Source organism: Psychrobacillus sp. L3 (assembly GCF_042945595.1).
Lineage (GTDB): Bacteria > Bacillota > Bacilli > Bacillales_A > Planococcaceae > Psychrobacillus.
Genome location: NZ_CP168493.1, coordinates 2504911 through 2518227, shown reverse-complemented (window position 1 = coordinate 2518227; position 13317 = coordinate 2504911). Strand labels below are relative to the sequence as shown.

At 36.8% G+C, this 13317-nt stretch carries 14 protein-coding genes and 2 other annotated features; of the genes, 10 read left to right on the top strand and 4 right to left on the bottom strand.

Annotation, left to right across the window (positions count from 1 at the left end):
• Positions 1–60 precede the first annotated feature (60 nt).
• Positions 61–209, top strand: a sequence feature (ribosomal protein L20 leader region).
• A 39-nt stretch (positions 210–248) separates the two neighbouring features.
• The 4 genes from infC to ACEPXD_RS12410 are packed head-to-tail and all read left to right on the top strand — an operon-like array spanning position 249 to position 1790.
• A complete protein-coding gene (gene infC / locus ACEPXD_RS12425) occupies positions 249–812 on the top strand; it encodes a translation initiation factor IF-3 (RefSeq protein WP_387585314.1) in 564 nt (187 codons plus the stop codon).
• 30 nt (positions 813–842) lie between these two features.
• Entirely contained in the window at positions 843–1043 is a 201-nt protein-coding gene (gene rpmI / locus ACEPXD_RS12420; protein WP_093536914.1) for a 50S ribosomal protein L35, read from the top strand.
• Positions 1044–1087: 44 nt separating this feature from the next.
• A complete protein-coding gene (rplT, locus tag ACEPXD_RS12415; RefSeq protein ID WP_151700570.1) occupies positions 1088–1447 on the top strand; it encodes a 50S ribosomal protein L20 in 360 nt (119 codons plus the stop codon).
• Positions 1448–1505: 58 nt separating this feature from the next.
• Positions 1506–1790 carry a DUF1294 domain-containing protein gene (locus tag ACEPXD_RS12410; RefSeq protein WP_391116340.1) on the top strand — a complete coding sequence of 95 codons (285 nt, stop codon included), beginning with the start codon at positions 1506–1508 and terminating at the stop codon, positions 1788–1790.
• 143 nt (positions 1791–1933) lie between these two features.
• Here ACEPXD_RS12410 and ACEPXD_RS12405 read toward each other — a convergent pair whose 3' ends face one another.
• On the bottom strand, positions 1934–2320 hold the full coding sequence (locus tag ACEPXD_RS12405; protein ID WP_391116338.1) for a sigma-w pathway protein ysdB: 387 nt from the start codon (positions 2318–2320) through the stop codon (positions 1934–1936).
• A gap of 92 nt (positions 2321–2412) precedes the next feature.
• On the opposite strand from ACEPXD_RS12405, the gene ACEPXD_RS12400 reads away from it, so the two are divergent.
• From ACEPXD_RS12400 to argF, 3 genes are all read left to right on the top strand, one after another.
• On the top strand, positions 2413–2898 hold the full coding sequence (locus tag ACEPXD_RS12400) for a dUTP diphosphatase (protein ID WP_391116336.1): 486 nt from the start codon (positions 2413–2415) through the stop codon (positions 2896–2898).
• 119 nt (positions 2899–3017) lie between these two features.
• Entirely contained in the window at positions 3018–4106 is a 1089-nt protein-coding gene (locus tag ACEPXD_RS12395) for a M42 family metallopeptidase (protein WP_391116334.1), read from the top strand.
• A gap of 142 nt (positions 4107–4248) precedes the next feature.
• Positions 4249–5214: an ornithine carbamoyltransferase gene (argF, locus tag ACEPXD_RS12390; RefSeq protein ID WP_391116331.1), complete on the top strand. Its 966-nt coding sequence runs from the start codon at positions 4249–4251 to the stop codon at positions 5212–5214.
• A gap of 189 nt (positions 5215–5403) precedes the next feature.
• Here argF and ACEPXD_RS12385 read toward each other — a convergent pair whose 3' ends face one another.
• Positions 5404–6798 carry an FAD-binding oxidoreductase gene (locus ACEPXD_RS12385; protein WP_391116329.1) on the bottom strand — a complete coding sequence of 465 codons (1395 nt, stop codon included), beginning with the start codon at positions 6796–6798 and terminating at the stop codon, positions 5404–5406.
• Between the two features lie 158 nt (positions 6799–6956).
• Entirely contained in the window at positions 6957–7166 is a 210-nt protein-coding gene (sspI, locus tag ACEPXD_RS12380; RefSeq protein WP_391116327.1) for a small acid-soluble spore protein SspI, read from the bottom strand.
• Positions 7167–7257: 91 nt separating this feature from the next.
• Between sspI and ACEPXD_RS12375 the strand changes: the two genes are divergently transcribed.
• The 3 genes from ACEPXD_RS12375 to pheT all read left to right on the top strand — a co-directional run bounded on the left by ACEPXD_RS12375 (position 7258) and on the right by pheT (position 11847).
• Entirely contained in the window at positions 7258–8022 is a 765-nt protein-coding gene (locus ACEPXD_RS12375; protein ID WP_391116325.1) for a TrmH family RNA methyltransferase, read from the top strand.
• Positions 8023–8078: 56 nt separating this feature from the next.
• Positions 8079–8312 (top strand) — a binding site (T-box leader).
• 73 nt (positions 8313–8385) lie between these two features.
• On the top strand, positions 8386–9423 hold the full coding sequence (gene pheS / locus ACEPXD_RS12370; protein WP_391116323.1) for a phenylalanine--tRNA ligase subunit alpha: 1038 nt from the start codon (positions 8386–8388) through the stop codon (positions 9421–9423).
• A gap of 12 nt (positions 9424–9435) precedes the next feature.
• Complete coding sequence (gene pheT / locus ACEPXD_RS12365; RefSeq protein ID WP_391116321.1) at positions 9436–11847, top strand: phenylalanine--tRNA ligase subunit beta; 2412 nt, start codon at positions 9436–9438, stop codon at positions 11845–11847.
• A 205-nt stretch (positions 11848–12052) separates the two neighbouring features.
• Here pheT and ACEPXD_RS12360 read toward each other — a convergent pair whose 3' ends face one another.
• A complete protein-coding gene (locus tag ACEPXD_RS12360; protein WP_391116319.1) occupies positions 12053–13192 on the bottom strand; it encodes an MFS transporter in 1140 nt (379 codons plus the stop codon).
• Between the last annotated feature and the right edge of the window lie 125 nt (positions 13193–13317).

The window sequence follows — 13317 nt, the reverse complement described above, 5'->3', positions numbered from 1 at the left end:
TACTGTTGACATGCTATGTACAACGTGATATAGTTATTAAGGTTATTGAATACAAGTTTGTGGTATAAGAAGAGGCTGCCCGCTTCTCACCTGTTCGACACAGCAAGTTGTTGACTGGTAGGCACACGATCGACTGTAATATGTAGGTTGCTACATGTTAACATATCGGCGGGCAGACATAAATCTTATGTCTGCTCGTTTTTTTATTTGATCGAAAACGGCGTAAGTAATTCGTTTCTACGGAATTTATGCCCAAACCATGTATTCGCGACACTATTTGGAGGTGGATTGTTATTAGCAAAGACATGTATGTGAACGACGGCATTAGAGCCCGCGAAATACGAGTTATCGATCAAAATGGCGATCAATTAGGATTGAAAACACGTAATGAAGCACTTGAAATTGCCGGCCGTGTAAATTTGGATCTTGTCCTTGTGGCTCCTCAAGCCAAGCCACCAGTCGCTCGTATCATGGACTATGGTAAATTCAAATTTGAGCAGCAAAAGAAAGATCGTGAAGTTCGTAAAAATCAAAAGATCATCGTGATGAAAGAGGTTCGATTGAGCCCAACGATCGATGAACATGATTTCCAAACGAAATTAAAAAACGCGATCAAGTTCCTTGAAAAAGGAGATAAAGTGAAAGCATCTATTCGTTTTAAAGGTCGTGCCATTACTCATAAAGAGATTGGTCAACGAGTATTAGATCGTTTTGCTGAAGCTTGTACGGAAGTATCCACAATCGAGTCAAAACCGAAAATGGATGGCCGTAGCATGTTCTTGGTACTTGCACCAAAGAACGAAAAACAGTAATAGAGTACAATTGTTTAGGAGGAATTCGACATGCCGAAAATGAAAACTCACCGTGGAGCTGCGAAGCGTTTCAAAAAAACGGGTACAGGAAAATTAGTACATGACCGTGCTTTTGGAAGCCACTTATTCGCTAACAAATCTACTAAAGCTAAACGTAAACTACGTAAATCTAAAGTAGCTTCATCTGGAGACTACAAACGCATCAAAACTTTACTTACTTACATGAAATAATTTGAAATTCAATCATTCGAAAGAATAGCAGGAGGTAATGAACTATGCCACGCGTAAAAAGCACACCAGTAACAAAAAAGCGTCGTAAAAAGGTATTAAAATTAGCTAAAGGTTATTACGGTTCTAAACATACATTATATAAAGTAGCAAACCAACAGGTTATGAAATCTTTAATGTATGCATACCGTGACCGTCGCAACAAAAAACGTGAATTCCGTAAACTATGGATTACACGTATCAATGCAGCAGCACGTTTAAACGGACTTTCTTATAGCCGTTTAATGCACGGATTAAAATTAGCTGAAATCGAAGTTAACCGCAAAATGTTAGCTGACCTAGCTGTGACAGATGCTCAAGCATTTACACAATTAGCAGATTTAGCAAAAAAAGCAATTACTAAATAATATTAGATGAAAAGGCTGATAGAGATTCTATCAGCCTTTTTTGTACAAGGAGTATACGATGGAAGAGATAATCCTGTTATTTATTTTAGTCATGTCATTGATCGCTTTTTTTGTAATGGGTTTTGATAAGTCTCAAGCAAAAAAACATAAACAAAGAGTTTCAGAGCGTACTTTGTGGATGCTCGCATTATTCGGCGGAGGTATAGGAGCTTATTTTGGAATGCAATTGTTTCGTCACAAAACGAAGCATACTAACTTCCGTGTTGGGTTTTTGATGTTAATGATTATTTATGCATTTTTAATCTTTTGGATAGTAAAAGCGAACAACCCTATGATTGTATAGGATTGTTCGCTTTTTTAATTCTTGCCAGAAGGTTTTCTGAGATACTCAGAGATTTTTTGAGATACTCAAGGATTTTCAGAGATACTCAGAGATTTTCTGAGATACTCCGAGCATCGTGCAGAATAGTTATTTTAGTTTATTATTTATGCTTCATCCTGCATTAATTGTTCGATGGGGCTTTTCCAACTAATTTTGGCTGCTGGGTAATTCATCTTAATTTCATTTTGTAGGAAACGAAAATCTTCTTTAGTAAAGCCTTGAAGCTTGTCAGGATCCTTTGTCCATACGAAAATAGATACAACTTCAAATGCTTGATCGGTAGTACCTAAATATTTTTCTCCTTCAAAAATGACACCTTTATACGTAATGAAAAAATTTCTACGGACATTTTTTATATCGTCATAAAAATAATACGCTTCCTTCTCATATGCTTCGTCGAGTTTTCTTTTCGGATCAAACAAATAACGTAGAATTTTATAAAAACCATATATTATTATGGCGATTATGAGCAATCTTAGTAAATGGACCATTTCTAATGTCCTCCTTGTAAAATACATAGTATCTGATATACGATAGAAGACGTGATTTGGTTTCAAAATATATTAATTTTTTGGAGGAAAGTATGAATTTAGAAAAACTTTTTACAATGCAGAAAGCATTAGACCAATATATTCAATCAAACAAACAAGTGGTGGAAGATGTCTTTATAAAAAAAGGATTAGCTTTATTTGTCGAGCTTGCTGAATTAGCGAATGAAACAAGATGTTTTAAGTTTTGGAGTGAAAAGGGTACATCTGAACGAAGTGTTATATTAGAGGAGTATGTAGATTCTATTCATTTTTTGTTGTCCCTTGGTATTGAAAAGAATCTCCAACACTTAACGATATGGCCATTGGAAGAAAGAGAAGGAGATTTAACAGCTCTTTTTCTTTCTACCTCTAATTCAATCCATCAATTTTTAAACGAGCCAACGATGGAGACCTACAAAGAAGTGTGGATTCAATACGGGGCAATTGCTAAATTACTTGGTTTTACGAGTAAAGAATTAGTTGCTGCGTATATTAGTAAAAATGAAAAAAATTATGATCGCCAACGATCAGGTTATTAACTTAATGCAACCGTTAGCTCCATTAAGTTATAGGCTAAGATGAATTTCATAAATATTTTGTAAATGCTTTCATGATACTTTATAATAAAATCGTAGAAACTATTTAGGAGGTCGAAATAATGACGAAGCTAGATGAAACATTGACAATGTTAAAAGATTTAACAGATGCAAAAGGAATTCCAGGAAATGAACGTGAAGCACGTGAGGTAATGGAAAGATACATAGCTCCCCATGCGGATAAAATTGAGTATGACAATCTAGGAAGTTTAATCGCAGAAAAAGTGGGCGATGCAGACGGTCCTAAAATAATGGTAGCGGGGCATCTAGATGAAGTTGGATTCATGATTTCTAAAATTGATGACAAAGGATTTTTAAGTTTTCAAACAGTAGGTGGCTGGTGGTCACAAGTAATGCTTGCGCAACGTGTAACAATCGTTACTCGAAAAAATGGTACAGTTACTGGAGTCATTGGTTCGAAACCTCCACATATTCTTTCACCGGAAGCACGTAAAAAACCAGTAGATATTAAAGATATGTTTATCGATATTGGTGCATCTTCAAAAGAAGAAGCAATGGAGTGGGGAGTACTACCTGGTGATATGGTTGTTCCATATTTCGAATTCACTGTGATGAACAATGAAAAGTTACTATTAGCAAAGGCTTGGGATAACCGCATAGGTTGTGCTATTGCAATTGATGTATTAAAAGGATTAAAGAACGAAAAACATCCGAATATTGTTTATGGAGTAGGAAATGTACAAGAAGAAGTTGGTTTGCGTGGGGCTAAAACTTCTACTGTGAAAGTAAAACCAGATATCGGTTTTGCGGTTGATGTAGGTATTGCAGGAGATACTCCTGGAATCACACCAAAAGAATCAACAAGTAAAATTGGTGCTGGTCCACAAATCATTTTATTCGATGCATCTATGGTATCGCATAAAGGGTTACGTGATTTAGTAGTAGATACTGCGGAAGAAAATAATATTCCTTATCAATTTGAAACAATTCCAGGGGGAGGGACAGATGCAGGATCTATGCATATTTCATTAAATGGAGTTCCTGCATTAGCTATTGGAGTTGCGACTCGTTATATTCATTCACACGCTGGAATTTTACACCGTGATGATTATGAAAATACAGTAAAATTGATGATAGAAGTAATTAAAAAATTAGACAGAGATACAGTAAATAAAATTACATTTGGTTAAAATAGACGTCTAGAAAGGCTTGAATTAGTCTTTTCTAGACGTTTTATAATTTAATAAAATGTATAAAAATTCAATTGACTTTATTTTTATTCACACTTATAATAAATAATACATAAATATACGAAAAAAGGAGTTTTTATTAATGAAATTGCTGGAATGGGTTAACTTAAAGGTTGTTGATAGTTTAAAAGGGAAAGATTTATTGACGCTGTTAGATTACTCAAAAGAGGAAGTTAAAGATTTAATCCAACTAGCAGTTGAATTGAAAAAGTTGACGAAAGCAGGGAAGTGTCCTCCCTTATTAGAAGGTAAAACATTAGGGATGATTTTTGAAAAACACTCCACACGAACTAGGATTTCGTTTGAGGTAGGCATGAAGCAATTAGGTGGAAACGGTATGTTTATGCATGCACGGGATTTGCAAATCGGTCGTGGAGAGTCTGTTTATGATACGGGAAACGTATTGTCGGGTTATTTAGATGGGATTATGATTCGGGCGAATTCCCATGAAATGGTGAAAGAACTTGCAGAACATGCAAGTATCCCTGTTATTAATGGATTAACGGATATTTTTCATCCATGTCAGGCATTGGCGGATATTTTGACAATCCATGAAGTGAAAGGATATACGGCTGGCTTGAAAATTGCGTATATCGGAGATGGAAATAACGTAGCACATTCCCTTGTAATTGCAGCAGCATATATGGGTATGCATATCGCCGTTGCGACTCCGATTGGTTACGAAGCTAATGAAGGGATTATGGAAAAAGCTAAAACGATTGCTTTAGAAAATGGTGGTTCTTTATTCGTATCAAATGATCCGGTAGAAGCAGCTATAAATGCGGATGTTATTTATACCGATGTGTGGACATCGATGGGGCAAGAAGCGGAAGCTGAAAAACGTTTAGCAGATTTTAAAGAATTCCAAATCAATGAAGCACTAGTGGCAAATGCGAAGAATAATTATATGTTCTTGCATTGCTTACCTGCACATCGTGAGGAAGAGGTTGCGACATCTGTTATTGATGGACCTAATTCGTATATTTTTCAACAAGCTGAAAATCGCATGCATGCGCAAAAAGCGGTGCTTGCATCAGTAATGGCGTAATAATTATTTTAGTAAGAGGTTGCAATGACAGGGTTTGTCTAGCAACTTGAAATAGAAATAGGTTGTATTTTTCTTCAGTCTACACGCGATGTCGTTCGTCAAGATGGATGACTTCATCGCTACATAGGAAGAGTGATTCGGGAGACGCTGAATCACTCTTTATTATATTAAAGAAAGACAAAAGAATACTTATTTATTCATCTTTTCTATTTTTACAATTTTATTTGGGTTTAAAATGTTATTTGGATCTAATGCTAGTTTAATCTTTTCCATCACCTGTAATGCCTCACCATGTTCAGCGGCTTGGTATTTTTGTTTACCAACGCCAACACCATGTTCACCCGTACAAGTCCCGTTGCGAGCTAGTGCATATAGAACGATTTTTTCGTTGAATGTTTCAGCTTTAGCTAATTCTTCCGGGTTGCTCATATCGATCATTAATAAAGCATGGAAGTTACCATCACCTACATGACCAAGTATCCCACCAGGAAGTTCAATAGCATCTAGTTCTTTTCGTGCAAAAATTACAGCATCGGCTAGCTCTGAAATAGGAACACAAACGTCCGTTACCATCATTTTCTTCCCAACATGACTGTGGATATAGGCATAAGCCAAATTATGTCGTGCCTCCCATAGTTTTGTACGAGCGGTGTTATCGGTTTCAAATTGAATTTCCTCACAGTTGTGATCTTCCATTATTTCTTTTGTGAATTCAACATCTTGTTGTAGCCCTGCTTCATTACCCTCGAATTCTAAAAATAATGTAGGGTTATCCGCATAATCTGTTCCACTAAACTTATTCACTTGTCTAATAGAACTCTCATCTACTAATTCCACCCTAGCAATTGGAATGCCTGCTTGTAAAATGGATGTAACAGCTTCTACAGCATTTTTCACGGTTGGGAATACGGCTCTTGCTGCTGTTGTAAACTCCGGAATCCCATAAACTTTTAATGTTAGTTCTGTGAAGCAACCCAATGTTCCTTCAGAACCTACAAAAAGTCCGTTCAAATGGAAACCAGATGCTGATTTAGCAGCTAAATTCCCTGTATGTATGATGGTGCCGTCTGAGAGAACAACCTCTAGATCGCGCACTTGATCACGCATTACACCATATTTTACGGTTGTCGTACCACTAGCATTTGTTGCTGCCATTCCTCCTAATGTAGCATCCGCTCCTGGATCTACCGAAAAGAAAAGTCCATATTTCTTTAATTCTTTATTTAATTGTGTTCTTGTTACACCTGGTTGGACTTTTACAAGTAAATCCTTTTCACGAACTTCTAAAATTTTGTCCATTAATGAAAAATCAATTGAAATCCCATTGTCGTATGGTATTACATGTCCTTCAAGGCTTGATCCTCTACCAAAAGGAACAACAGGTACTTGAAGATTATTTGCCACATTCATAATTTTACTAACATCTGCAGCTGTTTTTGGAAAAACCACTACATCCGGAAGACTAGCATCATGGTAAGACTCATCTTTACTATGAAGCTCTCTAACTGTTTGATTGACTGATACTTGATCTTCATTTAAAAATTCATTTAAAGCTACTACTATATTTTCTGTGGTTGTATTCATATTTTCTCCTTTTTCAAAATTATATTTGTCGATAAGTTCTAAGATAAGTTTATAATAAAAAATTGAAAAATAATATAATTGATTCGTGAAATTTTTCACAAACATTTTCTAAAAATAAAAATCATCCGTGAAGAGTAATATCTCTTCACGGATGATTTTTAGTGTGCAAATGCAGTTGCGAGTTCATTTAATACAGCATCTTTTTTTGTGTCATCCGTTGTATTCCACCATTTTTCAAAAAAAACGCCAAGGCCTGGCAGCAAATGTTCTTCTCCTCTTTGAATGGCGTCTTCTACTACAGCTCGAATTTCAGTTGCATTGTTTCCTTTCATATTAGCTGATATTGCTTCTCGAATTTGAAAGTCCATTTTTTATCACTCCTCGAAATTATGTTCCCCAAACTCTCGCAAGCTATACATGAATTTGTTACTATTAAATAAAAAAGGCGGTTACATATAAATGAAACGAATCGAATCCCAACAAAATGCGCTTGTGAAGCATTGGAAAAAACTATTAAGTGTTCGCAAAGAACGTGATAAAACAGGCGAATTCATCATAGAAGGTTATCATTTAGTAGAAGAAGCGATCAAACGAAAAGAAAATGTGCTAACGATTATGATAAGTGATAGTGCCGATGTTCCTGAAAATTGGGATGTCGATAATGTAGAAATGGTTGAAATAAATGATGTCATTAAAAAAGAACTTGCTGAAACCGAGCATACACAAGGTATATTCGCACACTGTAAGCAACAAACTGTAGGGGAAACAGAACAATCTAAATGGAATCGTTTGCTATTAATAGATGCAGTTCAAGATCCAGGAAATATAGGCACAATGGTTCGTACAGCGGATGCTGCTGGGATTGATGCTGTAATCCTTGGAAAAGGTTCCGCAGATGCTTATAATTCCAAAACATTACGATCAGCACAAGGTTCCCATTTTCATATCCCTGTAGTAAAAGGGGATTTACATGCATGGGTAGATCAGCTAAAAAATCGCCAAGTACCTGTTTTCGGTACTGCTTTTGAAAACTCTACTCCATTCAATGAAGTCAAAAAAAGCGATTCATTCGGATTAATCGTGGGTAATGAAGGAAGTGGCATCAACCCAGAACTGCTAGAAAAAACAGATCAGAACATAATCGTGCCACTTTTAGGACAAGCTGAATCATTGAATGTGGCAGTTGCAACAGGAATTCTTTTGTATGGTCTAACTTTAAAATAAATCCCACTTGAAGAAACGGTCAAAACTCCGTATAATAGAATGTAATTTGATAATTATAAAAAGCTGTCATCGGGAAAAGTATATATGACCATTCGAAATAGAGGGATTTTACACCTTGACTGAAAGTGTAAATGGAGAATGCGTATAGAAGTTCACCCCGTTAGCTGCCGCCGGGACCAGCAATTGCTGTAAAGGTGTGCCGGTGTAGAGCCGTTAGTCGAATTGAGTGATTGCACGAAATATTGTGCAATAATCAGGGTGGTACCGCGAAATTAGTCCTCGTCCCTTTTATAGGGGCGGGGTTTTTTATTTTGTCTAGGAAAGTTAGTGTCTTAGACATTTCTAAAAAGGAGGATGCAAAACATGGAAGCACAACTTCAACAGTTAAAAGAAGAAGCGTTACAAAAAATTGAAGCTTCAGGGAACGTCAAAGAATTAAATGATGTACGTGTTGCTTATTTAGGGAAAAAAGGTCCAATTACGGATTTGCTTAAAGGAATGGGTAAACTTCCTGCAGAAGAACGTCCGAAAATGGGAGCACTTGTAAATGTTGTTCGTGAAGAGGTAACAGAAGTGTTAGAAACTCGCATGACATTACTTCAAGAACAAGCAATCCAAGAACAATTAGCAAAAGAATCGATTGATGTCACTTTACCAGGTCGCCCGGTGAAAACAGGAAATCATCATCCACTTACTCGTGTAGTAGAAGAGATTGAAGACTTATTCATTAGCATGGGCTATGAAATTGCGGAAGGTCCAGAAGTGGAAAAAGATTACTACAATTTTGAAGCGTTGAACCTACCTAAGGGACATCCAGCTAGAGATATGCAGGATTCTTTCTATATTTCAGAAGATATTTTACTTCGTACACATACATCACCAGTTCAAGCTCGTACGATGGAAGCAAAAGAAGGCAAGCCGATTAAAATTATTTGTCCGGGTAAAGTTTACCGTCGTGACAATGATGATGCAACACATTCACATCAATTTACTCAAATCGAAGGCCTTGTTATTGGTGAAAATATTCGAATGAGTGATTTAAAAGGAACATTATCTGTATTTGCAAAGAAAATGTTTGGTGACGAACGTGAAATTCGTCTTCGTCCAAGTTTTTTCCCATTCACAGAGCCATCTGTTGAAATGGATATTTCTTGCTTCAAATGTGGTGGCAATGGCTGTAACGTATGTAAGAAAACAGGTTGGATTGAAATTTTAGGTGCTGGGATGGTTCATCCAAATGTACTTGAAATGGCTGGCTATGATTCGAAAAAACTATCTGGATTTGCATTTGGTATGGGTCCAGAACGTATTGCAATGTTGAAATATGGAGTGGAAGATATTCGTCATTTTTATACGAATGATGTGCGTTTCTTATCGCAATTCCACCGAACAGAAGTGTAAGGAGGAAATGACATGTTAGTTTCTACGAAATGGTTAGCAGAATATGTGAATACACAAGGACTTGATCCAAAAGAATTAGGTGAAATGATCACTCGTTCAGGTATCGAAGTTGATGCAGTAATCGATCGTTCTCAGGGAATGTCAAATGTAGTAGTTGGGTATGTAAAAGAAAAAGTGAAGCATCCAGAGGCAGACAAATTGAATATATGCCAAGTAGACGTAGGGGAAGAAACAACACAAATTATTTGTGGAGCTCCAAACGTTGCAGTGGGTCAAAAAGTAATCGTTGCTCGTCCAGGGGCAGTTCTTCCTGGTGGCATTAAAATTATAAAAGCAAAACTTCGCGGAGAAGAGTCGAACGGAATGATTTGCTCTCTTCAAGAGTTAGGTATAGAAGGACGTCTTGTTCCTAAAGCATATGCAGAAGGTATTTACGTACTTCCGGAAACAGCGACTCCTGGGGAAAGTGCTCTTTCACTACTTGGATTAGAAGATACAATTCTTGAACTTGGCTTAACTCCTAACCGCTCCGATGCACTTAGTATGCTTGGTGTAGCTTATGAAGTTGGAGCAATTCTATCGGAAGATATGAAATACCCAGAAGCAGCTTACAATGAAAGTAATGAAAAAGCATCCGATTACTTAAACCTACGTGTAGATGCAATGGAAGAAAATCCAATGTACGTAGCAAAAGTTGTAAAAAATGTAGTAGTAAAAGAATCACCTCTTTGGTTACAGCACCGATTAATGGCTGCTGGTGTTCGTCCACATAATAACGTAGTCGATATTACGAACTATGTATTAATGGAATACGGTCAACCACTTCATGCATTCGATTATGACCGATTAGAAACAAAGGAAATTGTCGTTCGTCTTGCAAATGAAGGTGAAAAAATTGTAACGCTTGACGATCAAGAACGAACACTTAAATCGAACCACTTAGTGATTACAAATGGCAAAGAGCCAGTTGCAATTGCAGGTGTAATGGGTGGAGCTAATTCAGAGGTTCACAATGGAACAACGACTGTTGTAATCGAGTCTGCTTACTTTGCAGGTGGATCAGTTCGCCAAACTTCAAAAGATCATAACTTACGCAGTGATGCGAGTGCTCGTTTTGAAAAAGGAGTAGATCCAAATCGTGTCATTTTAGCTGCGGAGCGTGCGGCAAGTCTTCTTGCTGAGCTTGCTGGCGGAGAAGTATTAGCTGGATCAGTGATTGTTGATGAGCTAGACAAAGCTCCAGTTGAAGTAGTTGTCTCCCCAGACTTTATTAATAATCGTTTAGGAATGAAAATATCTTTAGAGGATATGACATCTATATTAACAAGATTAAAATTTGACTACCAAGCAGCAAATGGCTACTTATATATCAAAGCACCAACACGTCGTCAAGATATTAGAATTCCTGAGGATATTGTGGAAGAAATTGCTCGTATGTATGGATATGATGAAATTCCAATGACATTGCCAGTGGAAGAATCTAAACCAGGTGGATTAACGTCTTATCAAGCAAAACGTCGTCAAGTTCGCGCATACTTGGAAAGTGCAGGTCTTTATCAAGCAATCACGTATTCTTTAACTTCAAAAGAAATGTCTCAAAAATTTGCATTAGAAACTGCTCCTGTAACTGAATTATTAATGCCGATGAGCGAAGAAAGAAGCATCCTTCGTCAAAGTTTGATACCGCATTTACTGGAAGTTGTAACATACAATACTGCACGCCAAGCGGATACAGTAGCTCTTTATGAAGTAGGATCTGTTTTCTTAGGAGAAACGGAATCAGGTTTGCCTCATGAACAAGAACATTTAGCAGCAGTCATAGCAGGTAAATGGGTAGAGCATAGCTGGCAAGGCGAGAAAAAAGCAGTTGATTTCTTCGTATTAAAAGGAATTGTCGAAGGGTTAATGGGCATATTAGGTCATTCAAAAGAGCTTACTTTTGAACGCACTGTGGTAGACGGATTACATCCAGGACGCACTGCTTTGATTAAACTTGCTGGAGAAGAAATTGGTCTTATCGGACAATTACATCCATCAGAACAAAAAGCGCGTGATTTGAAAGAAACATATGTAGTGGAAATGAATTTAGCGAAAGTATTAAATAAAGAAGCAGATGCATTATACTATGCGCCAGTTTCTAAATTCCCATCAATAACTCGTGATATTGCTCTAGTAGTAGACAGTGAAAAAGCGGCTGGCGAGCTACAAGCGATCATCCAATTATCAGGTGGAAAATTACTAAAAGGTGTACATCTATTCGATCTTTATGAAGGAGATAAAATGGAGCCAGGTAAAAAATCGGTTGCATTCTCTCTAACATACTTCGATCCAGAACGTACACTAACTGACGAAGAAGTAGTAAATGCGCATAACAAAGTATTAAAAGCACTTGCAGAGCAAGCAGGAGCAGAGCTAAGAGGATAAATAAATTAAAAAGAGCAGCACCGAATTTGGTGCTGCTCTTTTGTGTATCTATATTTGTGACCGTATAAATATATTTCAGACAGGATAGAAATAATATGACCAAACGGAACTATTTCTGGCCGTAATAAAAAATAGGACCGGACGGATAAATTTCAGACCTGTATTCCTTAAAGCTAGCTAGTGTTACCCTATTAAGTACATTCAACTATATTCTTCGTTTACGAATCGTCAATACAATACCAAATAGTACACCAATAAATGACATAATGGAGATAATGAAATAAAACGATTGTCCACCCAATTCTTTATAAATATACCCTCCTGCATAAGAGGCGATTATACTCGATAATCCAAAGAATAATAGCGCAAGAACAGTTTGTCCAGTAGCACGCCATTCTTTTGGCATAATTTGATATAAATATTGAATCGCTGCAGTATAAAAAATAGGGAATGTAAGCATCTGTAATAGTTGCACAAGTGCTAGAGCTATAGGGCTTGTTACAAAAGCAGATGCGATGAAACGAACAAAATAGAAGAACGTAGCAATCGTTATAATTTCAAGCTCTTTTCCTTTTCGAAGCCACCAAAAACTTAAAGCAAAGATAACAATTTCACTCGTAGCAGATAAGAAGAAGGTAATTCCTACTAAAGAAGTATCTCCTCCCAGTGCTCTTATATGAATTCCTAAAAACGTATCGTTCATACGAGCAGGTATCGAACAAATAAACACGAGCGCTAAAAACAGGAGCATTTCTTTATTGTTTAATACTTGTTTAAAACCTGCCATTGTCACAGGTTTAGATGAGGCCTGTACTTCGGGCATAAACCAAATAACGCCAAACGAAATAAAGCCCAGTAAAACAAATAAAATAGATACACTGCTCATACCGAAGTAATCCATTGCGAATCCTACAATTAAGGATAAAACCGCAAAGCCGAGTGCCCCATATGTTCGAATGGATCCATAGCTGACACGCGCCATTTCAGAAACGGTGAAATTAAGGCTTTCTGTCAGTGGATCAAGTGGCATTAAGAAAAAATAAACTAATAGCGCAAAAATAACCAACATCACGAAACTATTAACGTTAAATAAGAAGTAACCAAAAACGGAAGTTAAACAAACGAGTAGTAGCATTACCTTACGAATCGTTTTAGTCTTATCACTGATGAATCCCCAAAATGGTTGTGCAATTAACGTCACAACCCCACCCGTCCCTACAATTAAACCTATTTCACTGACGGATAATCCTTGTTCTCCCAAATAAACAGGTAAAAATGGGATAAAGATCGCAAGTAAACCAAAAAACAAAAAATTATACCCTTTTAATAATACTTGTACTTTCAAAAAAATTCTCCTTCTTAAATAAATCTAATCATCTACAATTTATATTGAGTTTGACATATTTCCATATTGTAACTGATTTTCGTACAAAATTGCTTTCTTTTGTTAAAAGAAACTAGCATCCCTTC

Bases quoted from the DNA above. Each gene is read 5' to 3' on its own strand.
- infC (WP_387585314.1), top strand. From the start codon at position 249: ATGCCCAAACCATGTATTCGCGACACTATTTGGAGGTGGATTGTTATT.
- rpmI (WP_093536914.1), top strand. From the start codon at position 843: ATGCCGAAAATGAAAACTCACCGTGGAGCTGCGAAGCGTTTCAAAAAA.
- rplT (WP_151700570.1), top strand. From the start codon at position 1,088: ATGCCACGCGTAAAAAGCACACCAGTAACAAAAAAGCGTCGTAAAAAG.
- ACEPXD_RS12410 (WP_391116340.1), top strand. From the start codon at position 1,506: ATGGAAGAGATAATCCTGTTATTTATTTTAGTCATGTCATTGATCGCT.
- ACEPXD_RS12405 (WP_391116338.1), bottom strand. From the start codon at position 2,320: ATGGTCCATTTACTAAGATTGCTCATAATCGCCATAATAATATATGGT.
- ACEPXD_RS12400 (WP_391116336.1), top strand. From the start codon at position 2,413: ATGAATTTAGAAAAACTTTTTACAATGCAGAAAGCATTAGACCAATAT.
- ACEPXD_RS12395 (WP_391116334.1), top strand. From the start codon at position 3,018: ATGACGAAGCTAGATGAAACATTGACAATGTTAAAAGATTTAACAGAT.
- argF (WP_391116331.1), top strand. From the start codon at position 4,249: ATGAAATTGCTGGAATGGGTTAACTTAAAGGTTGTTGATAGTTTAAAA.
- ACEPXD_RS12385 (WP_391116329.1), bottom strand. From the start codon at position 6,798: ATGAATACAACCACAGAAAATATAGTAGTAGCTTTAAATGAATTTTTA.
- sspI (WP_391116327.1), bottom strand. From the start codon at position 7,166: ATGGACTTTCAAATTCGAGAAGCAATATCAGCTAATATGAAAGGAAAC.
- ACEPXD_RS12375 (WP_391116325.1), top strand. From the start codon at position 7,258: ATGAAACGAATCGAATCCCAACAAAATGCGCTTGTGAAGCATTGGAAA.
- pheS (WP_391116323.1), top strand. From the start codon at position 8,386: ATGGAAGCACAACTTCAACAGTTAAAAGAAGAAGCGTTACAAAAAATT.
- pheT (WP_391116321.1), top strand. From the start codon at position 9,436: ATGTTAGTTTCTACGAAATGGTTAGCAGAATATGTGAATACACAAGGA.